Origin of the sequence: Bradyrhizobium sp. MOS001 (assembly GCF_004634465.1) — a bacterium.
Lineage (GTDB): Bacteria > Pseudomonadota > Alphaproteobacteria > Rhizobiales > Xanthobacteraceae > Bradyrhizobium > Bradyrhizobium barranii.
Window position 1 is genome coordinate 206,217 of sequence record NZ_SPVJ01000007.1, and the last position, 18,879, is coordinate 225,095.

Below are 18,879 nucleotides of genomic sequence, written 5' to 3' on the forward strand. Positions count from 1 at the left end.
GTGAGCGGACGGGAACCGCCGCACTCGCGAGGAATTCGCGTCCAGCTCGGGGGTTATCGCTTCCAGCGTCAAGCAGGTTCGGCTGTCCACGCGGGCCGCCTGCCGCAACAGGCGTGGGGGAGGAAGACCATGTGGAATCAAGTCTATGACCCGCTGCACAGCCCGGTGCTGTCGACGATCGCGGCGGCAATACCCGTCGTCACGCTGCTGATCCTGATCGCGAGCGGTCGCGTCCAGGCCCATATTGCTGCAATCATCGCCGTGATCGTGGCCAACCTGATCACGATCTTCGTGTTCACCATGCCGGCGAACATGTCGATCCGCGCCTCGATCCTCGGCATCGTGACCGGCTTCTTCCCGATCGGCTGGATCGTTCTCAACGTCATCTTCCTCTACCAGGTGACGGTCACCACCGGGCGCTTCGAGCTGCTCAAGCGCGCGGTCGGCGGCGTCACCGAGGACCGGCGGCTGCAATTGCTGCTGATCGCGTTCTCCTTCGGCGCGTTCTTCGAGGGAGCCTCGGGCTTCGGCACGCCGGTCGCCATCACGGGCGCCGTGCTGATCGGGCTCGGCTTCTCGCCGCTCGCGGCCTCCGGCCTGTCGCTGATCGCCAATACCGCGCCGGTCGCTTTTGGCGCGCTGGGCACGCCGATCCAGGGTCTTGCCTCGGTCACCGGGCTTGATCCCTACATCCTCGGCGCGATGGTCGGACGGCAGTTGCCGATCTTCTCTCTGATCGTGCCGTTCTGGGTGGTGTGGGCGTTTGCGGGTTGGAAGGGCATGAAGGACGTCTGGCCGGCGATCCTCGTCACCGGCGTGTCGTTCGCGGTCCCGCAATTCGTGATCTCGAACTTCATCAATCCCTGGATCGTCGACATCGGGGCGTCGCTGATCTCGATGGGCGCGCTGATCCTGTTCCTGAAGGTGTGGCAACCCAGGCAGCTCTGGTTGTCGCCGGCGCTGCGCGGGAACGATGAATCGGCCTCCACCATGGCTGCGGCCAAGCCGCTCGACAAGACGCCGCTGACGCAGAGCGAGCTGTTCAGCGCGCTGCTGCCGTGGATCATCGTCTGCATCGTGATGCTGGTCTGGGGCAATGGCGGCTTCAAGACCTGGGCGAACTCGATCTTCACCTGGAACTATCCCGTTCCCGAGCTGCATCAGATGATCAACAAGATGCCGCCGGTCGCGCCAGGGCCGACCAAAGAGAGCGCGGTGTTCGGCTTCACCTACCTGTCCTTCACCGGCACGGGCATGCTGATTGCCGCGATCATCTCCGGCTTCCTGATGGGTGTCGGTCCCGGCAGGCTGCTGATCCAATACGGCCGCACCATCCGGCTCTGCGCGATCTCGCTGATCACGATCTCGGCGATGCTCGCGATCGGTACGCTCACGCGGCTCTCCGGCGTCGACGCAACGCTCGGCCTCGCCTTTGCCGCAACCGGCGTGCTCTATCCCTTCTTCGGCACGCTGCTCGGCTGGTTGGGCGTGGCGCTGACGGGATCGGACACCGCTTCCAACGTGCTGTTCGGCAATCTGCAGAAGATTACGTCCGAGCAGCTCGGCCTGTCGCCGATCCTGATGGCTGCGGCGAACTCGTCCGGCGGCGTGATGGGCAAGATGATCGACGCGCAATCGATCGTCGTCGCCTCCACTGCCACCAACTGGTACGGCCATGAGGGCACGATCCTGCGCTTCGTGTTCTGGCACTCGATCGTGCTGGCCTCCCTGGTCGGCCTGTTCGTGACGTTGCAGGCCTATGTCTGGCCGTTCACGGCGATGGTGCTGAAGTAGCAGGTCACGCCTCGCTTCAACGCAAATCCCCGCAGGGCTTCGCTGCCTTGCGGGGATTTTTGCATCTAAAGCATGATCCGGAAAAGTGCGAAGCGGTTTTCCGAAAAGATCACGCTCAAACAACAACCTGAAGCGCGATGACGATTCGTCCCAATCTCATCGCGCTTTAGCCTCCGCGAACCTTCTCAACAGCGCCGCCGTCTTATAGAACGTGCCGCAAATCAGGTCGGTCGAGAGGTCTCATGGTTTCGCTCAAGCAGATGGCGTGTTTGGCGGTTGCAATGCTCGCGATGTCCACGCTCGCGCGTGCCGAGGACGGTTTTCCGTTCGGTACCGAGATGACGCTGGAGGCCCTGCCGCAGCCGGGCTCGAAGCGGATTCCGAACATCGAGATCGGCGACAATGGCGAAGTCGTGCTGGAGCTCTGGTGCAAGGGTGGCAAGGGCCAGTTCTCGGTCGCCGGCAACACGGTGATCTTCGTCCCCGGCCAGATCCAGGACCGTTCCTGTCCGCCGGCCAGGGCGCAGGCCGACGACGAACTCGTCGCGTCGCTCAGCAGCGTCGAGACCTGGAAGCGTCAGGGCGACGTACTGACACTGATCGGTCCCAAGCCGCTGCGCTTTCGCACGACGGGGAATTGAGGCGCGATCGCTGTCGTGCCCCGGCTTGACCGGGGCACCCAGTACGCCGCGGCCTCTCGATTCAACCACAACTGTCTCGGAGTACTGGATCGCCCGGTCAAGCCGGGCGATGACGGCGAGAGTGGGTGTCTACGCCTACTTCCACACCGACTTGTCGGCGTCCCAGCGCTGGCCTTTCAGCTCTTTCGCGAGCGCTTCGATCGAGCCGTTGTCGTCGGGCTGATCGCCTTCCTCGTCGGCCGAAGCGTCGTCCGAGAGATTGAGCTTGGCGCCGCTGCTCTCATCGGCGGTCGTGGTCGAGGGGCTGCCGATCCAAAGCATCAGTTTGTCGGTCGTGCCGGGCTTGTCGGGCGAGATGAGGCCTGCAACCTCGATCGTGTCGGTGAGCTCGAGTGCCGGAAAATCCTGGTTCGGCCGCTTGAAGACGAGCTTGAGCTTGCCGGTGGCCGGGTTGAAGCTGTGCGAGACCTGCTTTGCCGCAAGCGTCCGGCTCATCACGCCGGCGACGGCTGAGGCGAGCTTGTCCCGGCTGATCTTGTCGCCGTCGCGCCAGTCGGCCGCGGGAAAGCGGATGGTGCGGTCCATCTCGGTCATGCCCGCGGTCCAGCCCGCCGCGGTGACGCCGGGCATCGCCTTGAACTTCGCCAGCAGCGCGCCGGCGCGTTCCGGATCGACCGACATGTTGATGGTCTGCTCGCCGGCACGCAGCGCGTCGCAGCCGACGGTCAGGCTCGCCAGCGTCACCTCGACGTCCTGGCCCTTCAGGCTCTTCAGGAACTCGGTCGCCGCATCCAGCTTGACCTTGACCGCGATCGCTTCCGGAGAGACGTCGGTGAAATCCTTCGGCTGCGGCGTGATGCCGTCGTCGGAGGTCTGGTTGTCCTGAAATTCCTTCTCGCTGAGATCGGAATTGTCGGGCGAGGTGACCTCGGTCACGGCCTGGCCGATCGCGATCTGGCCGCGGAACTCGAACGTGTCGCCGGACTGTTTGCGCAGCAGCTTGACGGTGACGGGCGCCTTCTCGCCGAGGCTCTGGGTCGTGCCCGTCAGGTTCTGGCCCGCGACCTGGAGATTGACGACGAAGCGGTCCTTGCGGTCGGAATTCTTTGCGACGGGATAGCAGACGTCGAGCACGGCCGCCGTCACCGTCTTGCCCTGCCGCGTCTCCTTCAGGATCACGTCGGCATTGCCGTCCATCAGGCCGTCAATCGAGGTGAAATAGCGGGTCTCCGTCCCGCCCGGCGCCGTGGCCTTCGGCGACAGCTTCATCTGGGCCGATGCGACATCGGGCGAGACGGCAAGCAGGGCCGCCAAAAGGGCTGTCGAACAAACCAGAAGCGCACGCATCGATGAATCCTCGCGCAATCGAATCGGCGCGCCACCGTAGTGGGTTTTGGCCGCCGGTTGAATTGGAAAGCAGAAGGGGCAGGGTCGGCAAAAAAGAAGGCCGCCCGGAGGCGGCCTTCGCAACATTGTAACGGAACGGAGGCTTAGAAGCCGCCCATGCCGCCGCCGCCCGGCATGGCGGGCGGAGCTTCCTTCTTCGGCGTTTCGGCGACCATGGCCTCGGTGGTCACCAGCAGGCCGGCCACGGACGAGGCGTCCTGCAGCGCGGTGCGGACCACCTTGGCGGGATCGATGATGCCCTTCTCGACCATGTCGACATAGTCCTCGTTCTGGGCGTCGAAGCCGAAGGTCTCGGACTTGTTCTCCAGGATCTTGCCGACCACGATCGAGCCTTCCACGCCCGCGTTCTCGGAGATCTGGCGGATCGGGGCTTCCAGCGCCTTCAGCACGATGTTGATGCCGGCCTGGACGTCGGCATTGGCGTTGGTGAGACGGCCCACCGCCTTCTTGGCCCGCAGCAGCGCGACGCCGCCGCCGGGGACGATGCCTTCCTGCACCGCGGCGCGGGTGGCGTTGAGCGCGTCCTCGACGCGGTCCTTCTTCTCCTTGACCTCGATCTCGGTCGCGCCGCCGACGCGGATCACCGCGACGCCGCCGGCGAGCTTGGCGAGACGCTCCTGGAGCTTCTCACGGTCGTAGTCCGAGGTGGTCTCCTCGATCTGGGCCTTGATCTGGCCGACGCGGGCCTCGATCTCCGGCTTCTTGCCGGCGCCCTTGACGATCGTGGTGTTCTCCTTGTCGATCACGACCTTGCCGGCACGACCGAGCATCTTCACCGTGACGTTCTCGAGCTTCATGCCGAGGTCCTCGGAGATGAGCTGGCCGCCGGTGAGGATCGCGAGGTCCTCGAGCATGGCCTTGCGGCGGTCGCCGAAGCCCGGCGCCTTGACGGCGGCGACCTTGAGGCCGCCACGGAGGCGGTTGACGACCAGGGTGGCCAGCGCCTCGCCCTCGACGTCCTCGGCGATGATGACGAGCGGCTTGCCCGACTGCACCACGGCTTCCAGCACCGGCAGCATGGCCTGCAGGCCGGACAGCTTCTTCTCGTGCAGGAGGATGTAGGCGTCCTCGAACTCGGCGGTCATCTTCTCGGGGTTGGTGACGAAGTAGGGCGACAGATAGCCGCGGTCGAACTTCATGCCCTCGACGATGTCGACCTCGGTGTCGAGCGACTTGTTCTCCTCGACGGTGATGACGCCCTCGTTGCCGACCTTCTGCATCGCCTGGGCGATCATCTTGCCGATGGCGGCATCGCCGTTGGCCGAGATGGTGCCGACCTGGGCGACCTCGGAGGAGGCGGCGACCGGCTTGGCGCGCTTCTCGATGTCCTTGATGACAGCCGTAACCGCGGTGTCGATGCCGCGCTTGAGGTCCATCGGGTTCATGCCGGCGGCAACAGCCTTGGCGCCTTCGCGCACGATGGCCTGGGCCAGCACGGTCGCGGTGGTGGTGCCGTCACCCGCGGTGTCGTTGGTTTTGGAGGCGACTTCGCGCAGCATCTGCGCGCCCATGTTCTCGAACTTGTCCTCGAGCTCGATCTCCTTGGCGACGGTGACGCCGTCCTTGGTGATGCGGGGTGCGCCGAAGCTCTTCTCGATGACGACGTTGCGGCCCTTCGGACCGAGCGTCACCTTGACGGCGTTGGCGAGAATGTCGACGCCGCGCAGCATGCGTTCGCGCGCGTCTCCGGAAAACTTGACGTCTTTGGCAGCCATTTCTTCAATCCCTCGTGTTTCGTGATGTGTCTGCCGCTTGCGGAATGACCGAATGCCCGGATCGCGCGATCCGGGCATGACATTCAGCGGCTGTTCAGGCTGGCGGCTTTAGGCCATGACGCCCATGATGTCCGACTCCTTCATGATCAGGAGCTCTTCGTTGTCGATCTTGACCTCGGTGCCCGACCACTTGCCGAACAGCACGCGGTCGCCGACCTTGAGGTCGATCGGGATCAGCTTGCCGGCCTCGTCGCGGCCGCCGGGGCCGACGGCGACGACCTCGCCCTGGGACGGCTTTTCCTTGGCGGTGTCCGGAATGATGATGCCGCCCTTGGTCTTTTCCTCGGCGTCGATACGTTTGACCACGACACGGTCATGCAGCGGACGAAATTTGGATTTAGCCATGACGTTTCCCTTTGGAGGCTCGCTTCGGAAGGAATGGAAGTGGGTAGGGGCGGCGTCCGTCCACCCTCTTGCCGAGGATCGAACGGCGCGCTTAGCAATCGGGCTTTCCGAGTGCTAATAGTGCGCCCGGAAATATGGCTTGGCCGCGATCCTGTCAAGCAAGGGTGGTTAAGCGATTGGTGAGGCGGATATAGGATCGTGTCTATAGAAACATATTGGTCGCGCTGGCGTATAAAGGACGTCATTGCTCCGACAGCGGTTTTGCGCTTGGCTGCAGGAGGGATGCGGTCGGGGTCTCATTTGGGGGACGGTTTGCTCGGGGGAATGTCATGATCAGGTCAGCTCACGCACGCACGGTTGCCAATCTGGCGGCCGCCTCCTGCCTGGCGCTGCTGCTTGGCGCCTGTGGCGGCGGTATGAGCCTGCCGTCGTTCTCGTCGTCTTCGCCGCCGCCCGAGGCCGAGCCCGGCACCGGCCCGGAAATGCCGGCGAGCATCCGCGCCGACGAGATCGTCGGCCGCTGGGGTCTCGCCTCGTTCCAGAACCCGGCCGACCGTGCCCGCACCGAGGCCGCGGCCCGGGCGCAGTGCAAGAATCCCTACGTGATCACCGCCGGTTCCTCCGGCGGCGTGATCATGCATCTCGCCGACCAGGCGACGCCGCAGGAGCTGCGGCTGAAGGGCTCGCCCAGCGGCAAGAACTACATCGGCCCGGCGGGGCCCACCCCCGGCGAGCAGGACCGCGAGATCGTCTCCTTCGACGGCCGCGTCCTGATCACCCGCTTCATCGACAAGGACGCCGCCACCCGCTACGGCAACATGGTCTACGTCCGCTGCGCGCCAAGGGCGTAGTCTCTCTACTTCGTCATGCCCCGCGAAGGCGGGGCATCCAGTACGCCGCGGCTTTTCGGTTCTAGCCTCGCAGTTTCTGGAATACTGGATCGCCCGGTCATGTCCCGGGCTGAACATCAAGCCGGGCGATGACAGTGGAGGGGATGCTCCAAAAACAAAAAACGCCGGCTCTCGCCGGCGTTTTGTTTTTCCGTAATGCCGCGCCCGATCAGTCGAACAGCGCGTCGATGTCGTCCTGCGAGGCGTGGCCGACGTCGCCGGCGAGCTTGGGGCCGTTGAGGAGCTTTTCGTCCTCGCTGCGGGTGTCGGCCGGCGCGGGCACATGGGCCTTGATCGCGTCGACGCCGCCCCAGATCTCCATCATCGCATTGATGTGCTGCTCGATGAACTTCATCGTGGTCATGACCTTGCTGATGCGCTGGCCGGTCAGGTCCTGGAAGTTGCAGGCTTCGAAGATCGAGATGACGCGTTCCTGGATGTCGTCGGCGAGCCGCTTCTGCTGATCGGCCGATTGCACCTTGGACATCGCGCTGGCCGCCTGGTCGATCGATTCGGCGGCTTCGAGGATCTGCTGGGTCGCCTGCTCGGTGCCGCCGACGACCGCGCCGAGCTCGCCATTGACCTTGGCCATTTCGCCGCCGTCGAAGCTCTTGCCGTGCAGCGTCGCGATCTCGCGCTTGGTGCGATCGATGGCGTCGTGGATGAGGTCGAGCTCGACCTTCAGCTTCTCGCACTGCTCGATCTGCGCCCGGTAGGTATCGAGCATGGTACGAGCTTCAGAGAGCTCGTGGGCGGTGGAGGCGTCGATCGCCGCCATGGCCGCGCTGCCGGACAAGGGCACGGTGCCCTTCGCCATCTGTGCGCGGATCGCACGCAGCTCCGCCATGATCTCGTTATGCATCGGCGCAGCCTCCTCAATCATTTCGGGGCTGGGCATCTCGCCGACAATAGCCTCCTCGACACGAAAACGTTTGCGGTGAATAGCCATCAGGAACTCCCCCCACCTCACTCACGCGTCTTTGTAGACAGAAGCAATTTAACACGAGGTTCACAGCGGGAACTGTTGCGCGGCCGCACGCGACGGCGCGAAAGGAAGCGATTAACCATGGGCCTGCGGCGTTCATCGAAAATAAACGCTGATCGCCAAATTGCACCCTCGCTCGCGACGTGGTGAATCGAAACGGCTGATACGTTTACCAAACAAAACGGCTTTTGCTCTTTATTGACCACGTCGCGGTCGCCGGTCAGCCATCGGCTCTGCACGACGCATGGGATCTAGACGAAACAGTACAGAGTACGTCGATGTTCAAGAAAATGTCTGTCGCGCTGCTCGGCAGCGCTTGCACCTTCATTGCCGGCGCGAACAGCGCCAGCGCCTTCGACAATAGTGTGCCGAACGATCCGCCCGCGGTGCTCTACCAGCCGCAGGTGCAGCCGGCGCCGGTGCGTGTCGCCTCCAATGCGAATATGGGCGGCGGCTTCATCGAGTTCCTGTTCGGTGACGGTCCCGGCCGCGGCCCGGCCTACGCGCCGCAACAGCCGGTCTATCAGCAGCAGCCCGGCTATTACGACCAGCGCCGCCTGCCACCGATGGGCGAGCCGCAGATGCAGGGTGGATATCAGCAAGGCGCAGGTCTCCAGCAGGAGGCGGTCGATCCGCGCCAGCGTCCGTTCGATCCGAGATTCGAGAAGCAATCCGTCGACTATAGCGGCAAGGAAACTGCCGGCACCATCGTGGTCGATACGCCGAACAAGTTCCTCTATCTGGTCGAGGGCAACGGCCGGGCGATGCGCTACGGAATCGGCGTCGGCCGTCCCGGCTTCACCTGGTCCGGCGTGAAGTCGATCACGGCCAAGCGCGAATGGCCGGACTGGACGCCGCCGGCGGAAATGATCGCGCGCCGGCCCGACCTGCCGCGGCACATGGAAGGCGGCCCGGAAAATCCGCTCGGCGCGCGCGCGATGTATCTGGGCTCGACGCTCTATCGTATCCACGGCTCCAACGAGCCCTGGACCATCGGCACCAACGTCTCCTCAGGCTGCATCCGCATGCGTAACGAGGACGTCATCGACCTCTACGGCCGCGTCAATGTCGGCACCAAGGTCGTGGTGATGTGAGCGTCTGACGCTCGACATGAAAACGGCCGCCTCCCGGGCGGCCGTTTTTGTTTGTCGCGCTGATCGGGCAGCCTCACGCGTAGTCGCTGCCGCCATCGTCTCCGCCGCCGAAATCGCTGTCGTCGTCGGCTATGTCCATATTGCCGTTGTCGTGGTCGTTGTCGTCGTAGTTCTGATCGTTGTTGTTGTCCCGGTCGTTCGACGCCTGGTCGGTGAGGCCCTGGCGGGAACCGTCGTCGCGGTCGCGGTTGGAGCCAATGTCGTTGAGACCGGCATCGCGCGAGAGCGAGCCGCCGGACTGGTCGCTGCCGCCCCAGGGACTTCCACCAGCGCTGCGGTCGCCGAGCGCGTTGGTGTCGCCGAAGGCCTGCTGGTGCGATCCGCCCATCATGCCGCGGATGCTGGAGAGCAGCAGCGAACCGCCGACGACGCCGGCCGCGGCCGCCGCCGCCGTGCCGAGGAACGAGCCGCCGCCACCGCCCATCGGCGGAGCGCCATAGCCCTGACCCGGAGCTTGACCTGGACCTTGGCCGTAGGCCTGTCCATAAGGAGGCGGCGCGCCGTAACCGGGCTGTGCCTGCGGCATCGCCTGACCGGTGTTCCAGACCGGCCGCGCGTCACGCGGCGGCACGTTCGGAACCGAGCCGCGCGAGGGGCCTCCGCCGAACAGCGAGTCGCGCATGGTATCGAGGAAGCCGCCGGACTGCGCCTGCTCGGGCGCATGGGCCGCTTCCAGCTCCTGGATGCGGTCATGAGCACGCTTCAGCGCTTCGTCCTGCAATAGCGTGGTCTGCACCAGTGCGTAGACCGCGCCGGGGGCCTTGCGCAGCCCGTCGGAGATCGCGGCGATCGCGTCGGGATCCCGCGGTGCATTTTCCAGTTTCGAAAGCCGGTCGAAAAGCTCGTCGACGAGCTGGCGTTCCTGCGGCGTCATGATCAGTCTCCCTCGCTCAAACCAAGCGCGAGGCAGATGTAGGGTTCCATTGTGGCCCCAACAGTGCCGGCCGGATTAAATTTCGGTATGCGACAAGCTGCCCAGCGGCTTGCTTTCCGCCGGTTTCACCCCAGCGTGACGCCGCTGTCGGCCAGCAGGCGCGCAAACCCATCGCCTGAAAGATAAGCATGCTCGCGTTCGCGGACGTCGGTCATCGGATCGAGGCCGGTGAGGACATCGTCGACGAAGCCGGGGTGGCACATCACGAGGCCGCCATCGGGGAGGCCTTCCAGAAACTGCCGCATCAGCGCGCCGAAATCGGCCTCGCGCGCAAAATCATAGGCGCCGGCAAAGCCGGGATTGAAGCTGAGGCCGGCGCTGGCGGCGCGGCGGCGGAATTGCGCGCTCAGGATATCGAGCACCATGGCTTTTGGTGAGGCCAGCCGCTGCACGAGCGGCAGGTCGCGCCCGCCCTGGCGGACCCAGGCTTTCGGCGCGGCTTCGCTGACCGCATCGACAAAGCCGTCGCGCACCTGCGGATAGAGCTGCACATGCTGATGGCCGTCGACGAAGTCAGGCGCGCGCCCGAACGCTTCCGCGAACGCCGCCAGCTGCGCCCTGACCTCATTGCGAAAGAATTCGCGGTCGAGCCGGCGTGCAAGGCCGGCGCGCAGCAGTTTCGGGAACGGCATGAACATGTCGCCGTCCAGCGGTCGGAAATGCATGGTGAGCGGCCGGAACGGCGCCGACAAGGTCACGTGCAAGCCGATCGCGCAGCGCGGGCTCGCTTTCGCCGCCGTCTGGAGCGCCTCGATCTCGCCGCGCTCGATCGCCGGTCCCACCATCATCACCGAGGTGGCATTGAGACGGCCGCGTTCGATCAGGTCGCGGATGGCGCGATTGACGCCCGGGCTGATGCCGTAATCGTCGGCGCAGAGCCAGATCCGCCGCAGGCCCGCGGCCGCGCTCATTCGGCGGCCGTCCTCTTCGAGGCGTCGTCGGCCTTCCCGGTCTCGAAATGCTTTTCGCTGTGCTCGGCGACGAAGTAGATCGGGCGCGCCTTCAGCTCGGACAGGATCTTGCCGATATATTCGCCGACGATGCCGATCATGATGAGCTGCACGCCGCCGATGGTCATCAGGCCGATCACGAGCGAGGGATAGCCGGGCACCTGCTTGCCCGTGGTCCAGACTTCCCAGAGGATCGAGAGGCCGAACAGGAAGGCGCCGCCGGCGAGGATGACGCCGAGCAGGCTGGCGAAGCGCAGCGGTGCCACCGAGAACGAGGTCACCCCTTCGATCGAAAGACCGAGCAGGCGCGCGGCGCTGAAGGTCGTCACACCATGGGTGCGCGGCGCGGGCTCGTAATCGACGCGGATTTGGCGGAAGCCGATCCAGCTCGCGAGGCCTTTGAAGAAGCGGTTACGCTCCGGCAGCTGCCTGAGCGCTGCGACCGCGCGCGGCGACAGCAGGCGGAAGTCGCCGGCGTCTTCAGGAATCTTTTGGCGCGCGCCCCAATTGATCAGCGAATAGAACCCGCGCACGGCGACGCGGCGCAGGAAGGGCTCGTTGTCGCGATGCGCCTTGGCGGTATAGACGACGTCATAGCCGTCCTCGATCCAGTGCCGCACCAGCTGCTCGACCAGGGCCGGCGGATGCTGGCCGTCGCCGTCCATGAACATCACGGCGCCGAGCCGGGCATGGTCGAGGCCGGCCATCAGCGCGGCTTCCTTGCCGAAATTGCGCGACAGCGACACCACCTGAACGTCGACCGCGTCGGCCGGCAGCGACCGGGCGATCGAGAGCGTCGCGTCCGCGCTGCCGTCGTCGACATAGACGACTTCGCAACGCAAGCGATAGCGCTGCTGCAAGGTCTTGGCGAGATCGCAGATGCGCTGGTGCAGGGCGGCGAGGCCCGCCGCCTCGTTGTAGACGGGGACGACAATCGACAACCCCTTCGCGGCGGCACTGGCCGCGGTGGTCGTCATGCCGGAAACGTCAGAGCCCAGCGTCATTGATCAAGGTTCCAGAGGCGTCCATGGTTCTCAACAGCATATGGTAGCTGCCGTTTGCTGTCGCTACGCTGAACGGACCTGAGGCTCACTGCCGCAGGAATGCCTCGAGCTTGGCGAACAGCGGGTTCTCCCGGTCGAACACATAGTCGAGCGAAACCACCGAGACGGTCTCGGCGCCATGCTCGCGCAGGAAGCTCGCCAGCGCATAGAGCTGACCCGGCGGACAGTGCAGCGTCAGCATGCCCGACGAGGTCGGCCCTCCGAACGGGGCCTCGACGCCGAAGCGCTCGTGGGCTTCGCCGAGCAGGGCGGCGTCGCATTGCTGGAAGCGGGTGCGGACCTCGCGGTATTTGTTGGCCCGCGCCCTTGCTGCGATGTGATCGAGGATGACGCGCGCGGTCTCCCGCGCCTGCGGCGACCAGTCGGCATCCCTAGAGGCGACCAGATTGGCCTGGCTGCGCAGGATCACGCCGTCGTCGAGCACCCGCAAGCCGTTGGCGGCGAGCGTCGCACCGGTCGTGGTGATGTCGACGATCAGCTCGGCGCTGCCGGCCGCGGGCGCGCCTTCGGTCGCGCCCGCGCTTTCGACGATGCGGTAGTCGGTGATGCCGTGGCTCTGGAAGAAGGTGCGGGTGAGGTTGATGAACTTGGTCGCGACCCGCATCCGCATGTGATGCTGCTCGCGGAAGCCGGTGGTGACGTCGTCGAGGTCGGCCATGGTGCGGACGTCGATCCACGCCTGCGGCACCGCGACGACGACGTCGGCATAGCCGAAGCCGAGCCCGTCGATCAGGGACACGCGCTTGTCGGCATCCGCGATGTTCTCGCGCACCAGGTCTTCGCCGGTGACGCCGAGATGCGCAAAGCCGCGCGACAGTTGCGAAGCAATCTCGCTCGCCGAGAGATAGGCGACCTCGACATTGTCGAGGCCTGCGAGCGTGCCGCGATAGTCGCGCGCACCGCCGGCCTTCGACAGCTTGAGCCCGGCGCGGGCGAAGAACGCCTCGGTGTTTTCCTGCAGGCGGCCCTTGGAGGGAACGGCTAGGACGAATGGCGCGCTCATGACTTAAGCTCCCACCTTGCGGCCGATCCGGGTCAGCGCGTCGACCCAGACCGAGAAGCCGACCGCGGGGATCGGCTCGGCCGATCCGAGCTGGGTCATCAGCCCGTCATAGCGGCCGCCGGCCACCAGCGGCTCGGCGCCGTTGCCCCTGTGATGCAGCTCGAATTCGAAGCCGGTGTAATAGTCGAGGCCGCGTCCGAACGCGGTCGAAAAGCGCGTCTGCTTCACGTCGATGCCGCGCGCGGCCATGAAGCCGACCCGGCTTTCGAACTGGTCGACGGCAGCGCTGAGGTCGAGCTTCGCGTCCGTGGTGAGCGCGCGGAGTTCGGCGACGGCATCGTCGGGATTGCCCGCGATCGACAGGAAGCGCTTGAGCACGGCGATCGCCTCGCGCGGCAGCGCGCCGCCCTTCAGCGTCGACTGCTCCAGGAAACGGTCGGCGATCTCGGCCGTGGTGCGGCCCCCGACATTGGTGGTGCCGGCGATCGACATCAGATCGGTGACGAAGGCGAGCGCAGCCTTGCGGTCGGAGCCGGCGAGCGCGGCCAGCACACCCTCATATTCGCTGCGGGTCGCGGTGGTCGCGGCCGCCAGCTTCTCCAGATCTTTTTCCAGGCTGATCTTGCGGTTGAAATCCTTGACCAGGCGGCGGCGCCACACCGGATAGAGGTCGAGCGCATCGAGCAGGGCGTTGAACAGCGCCACGTCGCCGGTGCGAATCTCGACATCGCGGACACCGAAGGCCGCGGTCGCTTCCAGCGCCAGCGCCAGCATCTCGGCATCGGCCGCAGCGCGGTCCTGGCGGCCGAACGATTCGATGCCGGCCTGAAGAAACTCGCTGGCCTGGCCGCTGCGGTAGCGGAACACCGGGCCGAGATAGCTGAACCCGGCCGGCTGGCCGGCGCGGCTCGAGGTGAGGTAGTCGCGGGCGACGGGAATGGTCAGGTCCGGGCGCAGGCAAAGCTCCTCGCCGGACAGGTCCGTCGTCAGGTACAGGCTCTTGCGGATGTCCTCGCCGGAGAGGTCCAGGAACGGCTCGGCCGGTTGCAGAATCGCGGGCTCGGCCCTGACATAGCCGGCCTGCGCGAACGACAAGAGCAGCGTATCCGCCCAGGCGGCGGAGCCGGCAGCATTTGAGGTGGCAGTCGCGGTCATAACAGGGGTCCATCGTCCCGGTGGAACCGGGCAGGGCGAAAGAAGGGAGGCGAATTGGCGCAGGCCTTAGCATGGCGCGAAAGCGGTTTCGACCTCCAAAGGATCAATCGCTTAACGGCTTTGGAGGCGGGACGCAGCGATCTGTCAGAAGGTATTTTGGGTATTTTAATACCTAGGGCGGGAAGGGCTTGGTTTTCACTCAGTCTGGCCAGGGAGATCTCTGGGCGCATCGCCAAGCGATGCATCGGTCGAGGCGAAGGCAAGCCCTGCGGTTTCGGACGCGGCGTGATCTGCGAGCTCCTCGGCAAGCTCGAGAATTCTCTGCCTCCTGCTCGGGTCCCTTATGCCGAGAAATGCCTTGATGAGCCCGAGCTCCTCGCGTCGCCGCCTGTCCGATGCAACATCGTCGTCCATGGCCATGTCGTCCTGCGCGACAGCCTCATTGCCCGTCGCTGATTTTTGTCCGCGCATGCGACTCAATGCAGCAACCGCAAGCTCAACGTCACATTGAGAAATTGAGGAGGACAGGCAAGTCGTCGCATACTCATATTGGGTATGGCGGATGACCCGTTCGCTGCTGCCTTCGCTTACAATGTGAATGTTGGTTTCGATTCATGCGCAATGCATCAGACGCTATCCGGACGGTCTCGCGGCACACGCTGGCCTATATGCTGTTTTCGATCAGCGAGCTGTTCCGGCACTACGACGAATTCGATCCGCTGGACCTACTGATCGTTCATGCGATTCTCAACGCGAACGTCATCAATGTGATGAACGATCCGTCGCTGGACGAGAGATTCTCCAGCATTCACGCGGTCGAGCCGGATGCGATCAAGCAAGGGGTGTCCCGCGCGGCGCTCTCTCGCTTCCTCAGCCTGCCGCTCGAGACGGTTCGCCGTCGCGTGACGGGACTTAAGAGACGAAAGATTCTCGCCGAAACCAAGGCCGGGCTCATCGTGACCGAGCAGAACGCATTCAGGTTTGGAAACAATCACGAACTGCAGAAGACTAATATGCTGCTGCTCACAAAACTGCTTCGCGATCTCAAGCGCGCCGGCATCAACGGGCCGGATGATCTGCGTGCCCCCAAGGGCGCTGCATCGACAAGGAAGGCGAAGTAAGCGGCAGGATATGGATCAAAGCCTTCTCGATACTGCTCGCGATGGAACGCAAAGAACAGCATTAGACGGCTTGCTGTCGTTCCAGGGTCTCAAGCCATCCGCGGCTCTCGAGCTCCGATCGTACGACATCGATCATTTCGGAGAGAGTGAGAGATATGTCGGCGCATCCAGCATGCCGCTGTCGGCCGGGGCGACTGCAATCAAGCGTGCCCAGCTCAGCCTGCCGGTCCTGACGCTGTCTCTGGTGAAGACCTTCCCGCGGATCATCCGCGGTTATGATCTGGCGCACGCCATCGCGGTGGCGGTGCCGATGGACCATGTGACCTCCACCCGCATCAACGGGCAATCAATTGGCAGCTCCATACTCGTTCTCAAGGGGAGATCCGATTGCCTGGTCTATGAGCCGGCGGGGCGTTTGTGGGCTGTCGCCTATTTCAGCCCGCCCGAGCGCGAGCCCTGGTCTCAGCTGGATGACGGCTATCATTTGCTGAGTCCGGCATCGGAAGTACTTGCCTCCCTGCATGGCTCGATTTCCACGACGCTTGAAACCGCGGCACATGATCCAGACTTCCTGAACGAGCCGACGTCGCGAACGGCGGTCGAACAATCCCTGTTCGCCGCAATGGATGCTGCCATTCGGTCCAACGTGAAGCGCGGGCCCATGCACTCCACGACGGACAGCTATCAGCGGATCGTCGCAGAGATGGAACGATTGATCCGCCACGATCTCGCGATCTGGCACAAAACGACCGAACTGGCAGAGCGGGTGGGCGTGTCCGTTCGGACCCTCCAGAGTGCGACGCAGGCCATCTGCGGCATGAGCCCTCATCGCTACAGCCGGGTCTTGCGCCTCTGGTCGGTACGAAAGCAGCTGCGCACCGGCCCGGCTCGTCGCAGTGTGAAGGCCTGCGCAATCGGCCATGGCTTCTGGCATCTGAGCGAGTTCGCAGCGAGCTACAGGGCGGCTTTCGGAGAGCTGCCGTCCGAGACCCTGCATCGGTCGAAGCGAGAGGTCATCTGAAGCGCGAACCTGTAGAGCCGCCGCGCGCGAATCGACGTTAGGTTCGCTTGGTTAGGTGCCGTCCCAATCGCCCAGCACTGCCTGCACCAGCGCCAGCGCCGCCACCGCGGCCGTGTCGGCCCGCATGATCCGGGGTCCCAGCGCCAGCCGCAGGATTTTCGGCTGCCGCAGCAGCAGGGCGCGCTCTTCTTCGGCAAAGCCGCCTTCGGGGCCGATCAGCGCGTCGATGCCAATTCTGCCTTGGTCATGTCCGGCTTCGCGCGCGTCTTGCAGGCTCTGAATGGGGTTTTGGACCTCCGCCGCCTCATCGCAGAAGATGAGCAGCCGGTCGGCAGGGCGCTGACTGAGATACCGGTCCAGCGGCACCGGCTCGGCGACCGTGGCGATGCTGAGGATGCCGCATTGCTCGGCGGCCTCGACGACATTGGCGCGCATCCGCTCGGTGTTGACCCGCGAGGCCTGGGTGAAGCGGGTCAGGACCGGCTGAAGCGTGGCAGCGCCCATTTCGACGGCCTTCTGGACCATGTAGTCCAGCCGGGCATGCTTGAGCGGGGCAAAGACGTAGGTGAGGTCGGCGAGCCGGTCCTGCGGCCGGGCCTGCTGGAGGATGACGAGGCCGTCCGGCCGCTTGCGGCCTTCGATCGCGGCCTGCCACTCGCCGTCGCGGCCATTGAACGCCAAAACCTCGGCCCCGGCGGCCAGCCGCAGCACATTGCCGAGATAATTGCTCTGGTCGCGGTCGAGCGGAACCCTGGCGTCCTGGGCAAGGGGGACATCGACAAACAGGCGGGGGGCGCGAAAATCGTGGGAGGGCATCGTTCAAAGGTCCAATTTGCCGCCGTTATTAACCGAAAGCCGCCATTTCGGGGGTAAATATTGCCGAATCGGTGCGTCGGCGCGCCGCGCTCTTGCCCTATTCGACGGGTTGTTAAGGGCCGGCGGGAATCGTAAAATCGCGAGCACGCTGGTTGCGCTTCAATTGGGAAGACGCCAAGCCCCGTAAGCTCCTGCCGGAGAGACTGCCTTGATGATCCGTCATTTGATGGTTCCGATCACTGCCGCCATGGTCACCTTGGGCGCCGCGGGTGCCCACGCGCAGGGCTTCCCTGCGCCGCTGCCTGGCCAAGCCCCAACCAGTTCCGCGTTTCCGCCCGTGAACGGCTCGGCGCCGAGCGCTTCGGTCGGTGCAGCGCCCCAAGGATCGTTTCCCGTCAACGGCGCCGCGCCCGTCGGTGGCGCAGGTGCCTTCAGCGCCGCCCCGCCGACGCAAGGCGGTCCCGGCGAGGACTGCATGAAAACCTTCATGCCGCTGCGCGAGGAAGCCGAGAAGCGCGGCAAGCTGATCAAGGCCGCGAGTGATCGTCACGCCGCGCCGGAAGAAGCCTGCAAGCTGATCCGCAATTTCAGCCAGGCTGAGACCAAGATGATCAAGTACATCGAGGCCAACGCCTCGAAGTGCGGGATTCCGGCGCAGGTCAGCGCGCAGATGAAGGACGGCCACAAGAACACCGAGGCCATGGCGACGAAGGTCTGCAACGTCGCGCAGCAGATGCAGAACCAGCCGCGCGGTCCGGCCGGTCCGTCGCTGAGCGAGGTGTTGGGTTCTGGCTCGGCGCCTGAGGCCAATGCCGGCAAGAAGGGTGGCAGCACCTTCGACACGCTCAACGGCAACGTCCTCACCCGATGAGTGACACATCCGCCCGCGTTGCCGATTCCACCGGCAACTGGGTCGATACGCTCGCGCCGCAATGGGCGCGGCCTTATTTGCGCCTGTCGCGCTTCGATCGTCCGATCGGCTCCTGGCTCCTGTTGATGCCGTGCTGGTGGTCGGCGGCGCTCGCGGCGGGCATGGCGCATGATGTCCGCGGCCTGCCGCTCACCATCGTGCTGTTCTTCATCGGCGCCTTCGTCATGCGCGGAGCAGGCTGCACCTGGAACGACATCACCGACCGCGATCTCGACGACAAGGTCGAGCGCACCCGCTCGCGGCCGCTGCCGTCGGGCCAGGTGACCACGAAGCAGGCGCTGGCCTTCATGGTCGCGCAGGCACTGACCGGTCTCGTGGTGCTGCTGCAATTCAACCGCTTCGCGGTCCTAACCGGCATTGCCTCGCTTTTGATCGTCGCGATCTATCCCTTCATGAAGCGCATCACCTGGTGGCCGCAGATCGTGCTCGGCCTCGCCTTCTCCTGGGGCGCGCTGATGGGATTTGCCGTCACCTTTGGTCGCATCGAATTGACCGCGCTGGTGCTCTATGCGGGATCGATTTCGTGGGTGATCGGCTATGACACGATCTATGCGCACCAGGACGCCGAGGACGACGCGCTGATCGGCATCAAGTCCACCGCGCGGCTGTTCGGCGCGCACACGCACCAGGCGCTGATCCTGTTCTACGGGCTTGCGGTGATGCTGATCGGCGTCGCGCTGGCCTCAGGCGATGCGCGCTGGCCGGCCTGGCTCGGGCTTGCGGCGTTCGCCGTGCATCTGGCCTCGCAGATCGTGCGGCTGGATATCAGCGACCCCTTGCTCTGCAAGCGCCTGTTCTTCTCGAACAAGTATGCGGGCTTCCTGCTGTTTGCGGGATTGCTGGTCGACGCGGTGATGCGGGCGGCGTAGCCCGTAGGGTGGACAAAGGCGCTC

At 64.9% G+C, this 18,879-nt stretch carries 19 protein-coding genes; 8 read left to right on the plus strand and 11 right to left on the minus strand.

The genetic code is table 11. The features are described 5' to 3' along the window. Positions 1-129: 129 nt before the first annotated feature. Both CT676_RS13590 and CT676_RS13595 read left to right on the plus strand, forming a co-directional pair. Positions 130-1,794, plus strand: coding sequence for an L-lactate permease (locus CT676_RS13590; RefSeq protein WP_135214805.1), 1,665 nt, complete (start codon positions 130-132; stop codon positions 1,792-1,794). A 242-nt stretch (positions 1,795-2,036) separates the two neighbouring features. Further along, positions 2,037-2,435 (plus strand): META domain-containing protein, encoded by a 399-nt coding sequence (locus CT676_RS13595; protein ID WP_063985629.1) that lies wholly within the window; start codon positions 2,037-2,039, stop codon positions 2,433-2,435. Positions 2,436-2,570: 135 nt separating this feature from the next. Here CT676_RS13595 and CT676_RS13600 read toward each other — a convergent pair whose 3' ends face one another. From CT676_RS13600 to CT676_RS13610, 3 genes are all read right to left on the minus strand, one after another. Continuing rightward, positions 2,571-3,782 (minus strand): hypothetical protein, encoded by a 1,212-nt coding sequence (locus CT676_RS13600; RefSeq protein ID WP_135214806.1) that lies wholly within the window; start codon positions 3,780-3,782, stop codon positions 2,571-2,573. 143 nt (positions 3,783-3,925) lie between these two features. Then, the gene (gene groL, locus CT676_RS13605) at positions 3,926-5,557 is read right to left on the minus strand and encodes a chaperonin GroEL (RefSeq protein WP_071909505.1); all 1,632 of its coding nucleotides are present in this window, start codon (positions 5,555-5,557) and stop codon (positions 3,926-3,928) included. Positions 5,558-5,665: 108 nt separating this feature from the next. Next, a complete protein-coding gene (locus CT676_RS13610) occupies positions 5,666-5,962 on the minus strand; it encodes a co-chaperone GroES (protein WP_014491914.1) in 297 nt (98 codons plus the stop codon). A gap of 329 nt (positions 5,963-6,291) precedes the next feature. Between CT676_RS13610 and CT676_RS13615 the strand changes: the two genes are divergently transcribed. Further along, positions 6,292-6,813 (plus strand): hypothetical protein, encoded by a 522-nt coding sequence (locus CT676_RS13615; protein ID WP_063985626.1) that lies wholly within the window; start codon positions 6,292-6,294, stop codon positions 6,811-6,813. Between the two features lie 208 nt (positions 6,814-7,021). On the opposite strand, the gene CT676_RS13620 is transcribed toward CT676_RS13615, so the two are convergent. After that, on the minus strand, positions 7,022-7,801 hold the full coding sequence (locus CT676_RS13620) for a protein phosphatase CheZ (protein WP_028157918.1): 780 nt from the start codon (positions 7,799-7,801) through the stop codon (positions 7,022-7,024). A gap of 314 nt (positions 7,802-8,115) precedes the next feature. On the opposite strand from CT676_RS13620, the gene CT676_RS13625 reads away from it, so the two are divergent. After that, on the plus strand, positions 8,116-8,931 hold the full coding sequence (locus CT676_RS13625) for a L,D-transpeptidase (protein WP_085403376.1): 816 nt from the start codon (positions 8,116-8,118) through the stop codon (positions 8,929-8,931). A gap of 73 nt (positions 8,932-9,004) precedes the next feature. Here CT676_RS13625 and CT676_RS13630 read toward each other — a convergent pair whose 3' ends face one another. The 6 genes from CT676_RS13630 to CT676_RS13655 all read right to left on the minus strand — a co-directional run bounded on the left by CT676_RS13630 (position 9,005) and on the right by CT676_RS13655 (position 14,511). Continuing rightward, positions 9,005-9,865, minus strand: a complete 861-nt coding sequence (locus CT676_RS13630; protein ID WP_135214807.1) for a DUF2076 domain-containing protein — start codon at positions 9,863-9,865, stop codon at positions 9,005-9,007. A gap of 125 nt (positions 9,866-9,990) precedes the next feature. Next, positions 9,991-10,836, minus strand: coding sequence for a ChbG/HpnK family deacetylase (locus tag CT676_RS13635; RefSeq protein WP_085403374.1), 846 nt, complete (start codon positions 10,834-10,836; stop codon positions 9,991-9,993). Beyond that, a complete protein-coding gene (locus tag CT676_RS13640; RefSeq protein ID WP_063985621.1) occupies positions 10,833-11,879 on the minus strand; it encodes a glycosyltransferase family 2 protein in 1,047 nt (348 codons plus the stop codon). Before CT676_RS13640 ends, CT676_RS13635 begins: the two co-directional genes overlap by 4 nt. An 85-nt stretch (positions 11,880-11,964) precedes the next feature. Continuing rightward, a complete protein-coding gene (hisG, locus tag CT676_RS13645) occupies positions 11,965-12,942 on the minus strand; it encodes an ATP phosphoribosyltransferase (protein ID WP_028153072.1) in 978 nt (325 codons plus the stop codon). A 3-nt stretch (positions 12,943-12,945) separates the two neighbouring features. Further along, the gene (locus CT676_RS13650) at positions 12,946-14,097 is read right to left on the minus strand and encodes an ATP phosphoribosyltransferase regulatory subunit (RefSeq protein ID WP_028157923.1); all 1,152 of its coding nucleotides are present in this window, start codon (positions 14,095-14,097) and stop codon (positions 12,946-12,948) included. A 195-nt stretch (positions 14,098-14,292) separates the two neighbouring features. Further along, positions 14,293-14,511, minus strand: coding sequence for a hypothetical protein (locus CT676_RS13655; protein ID WP_225048619.1), 219 nt, complete (start codon positions 14,509-14,511; stop codon positions 14,293-14,295). A gap of 200 nt (positions 14,512-14,711) precedes the next feature. Between CT676_RS13655 and CT676_RS13660 the strand changes: the two genes are divergently transcribed. Both CT676_RS13660 and CT676_RS13665 read left to right on the plus strand, forming a co-directional pair. Next, on the plus strand, positions 14,712-15,218 hold the full coding sequence (locus CT676_RS13660; protein ID WP_063985619.1) for a hypothetical protein: 507 nt from the start codon (positions 14,712-14,714) through the stop codon (positions 15,216-15,218). A gap of 10 nt (positions 15,219-15,228) precedes the next feature. Then, entirely contained in the window at positions 15,229-16,239 is a 1,011-nt protein-coding gene (locus CT676_RS13665) for a helix-turn-helix domain-containing protein (RefSeq protein WP_135214808.1), read from the plus strand. 51 nt (positions 16,240-16,290) lie between these two features. On the opposite strand, the gene CT676_RS13670 is transcribed toward CT676_RS13665, so the two are convergent. Next, positions 16,291-17,055 (minus strand): 16S rRNA (uracil(1498)-N(3))-methyltransferase, encoded by a 765-nt coding sequence (locus CT676_RS13670; protein ID WP_085403371.1) that lies wholly within the window; start codon positions 17,053-17,055, stop codon positions 16,291-16,293. Between the two features lie 211 nt (positions 17,056-17,266). Here CT676_RS13670 and CT676_RS13675 point away from each other — a divergent pair, with 211 nt between their 5' ends. Beyond that, positions 17,267-17,926, plus strand: coding sequence for a hypothetical protein (locus CT676_RS13675; protein WP_085403370.1), 660 nt, complete (start codon positions 17,267-17,269; stop codon positions 17,924-17,926). Then, positions 17,923-18,855 (plus strand): 4-hydroxybenzoate octaprenyltransferase, encoded by a 933-nt coding sequence (gene ubiA / locus CT676_RS13680; RefSeq protein WP_063985616.1) that lies wholly within the window; start codon positions 17,923-17,925, stop codon positions 18,853-18,855. The genes CT676_RS13675 and ubiA overlap by 4 nt, the downstream gene beginning before the upstream one ends. Positions 18,856-18,879 lie beyond the last annotated feature (24 nt).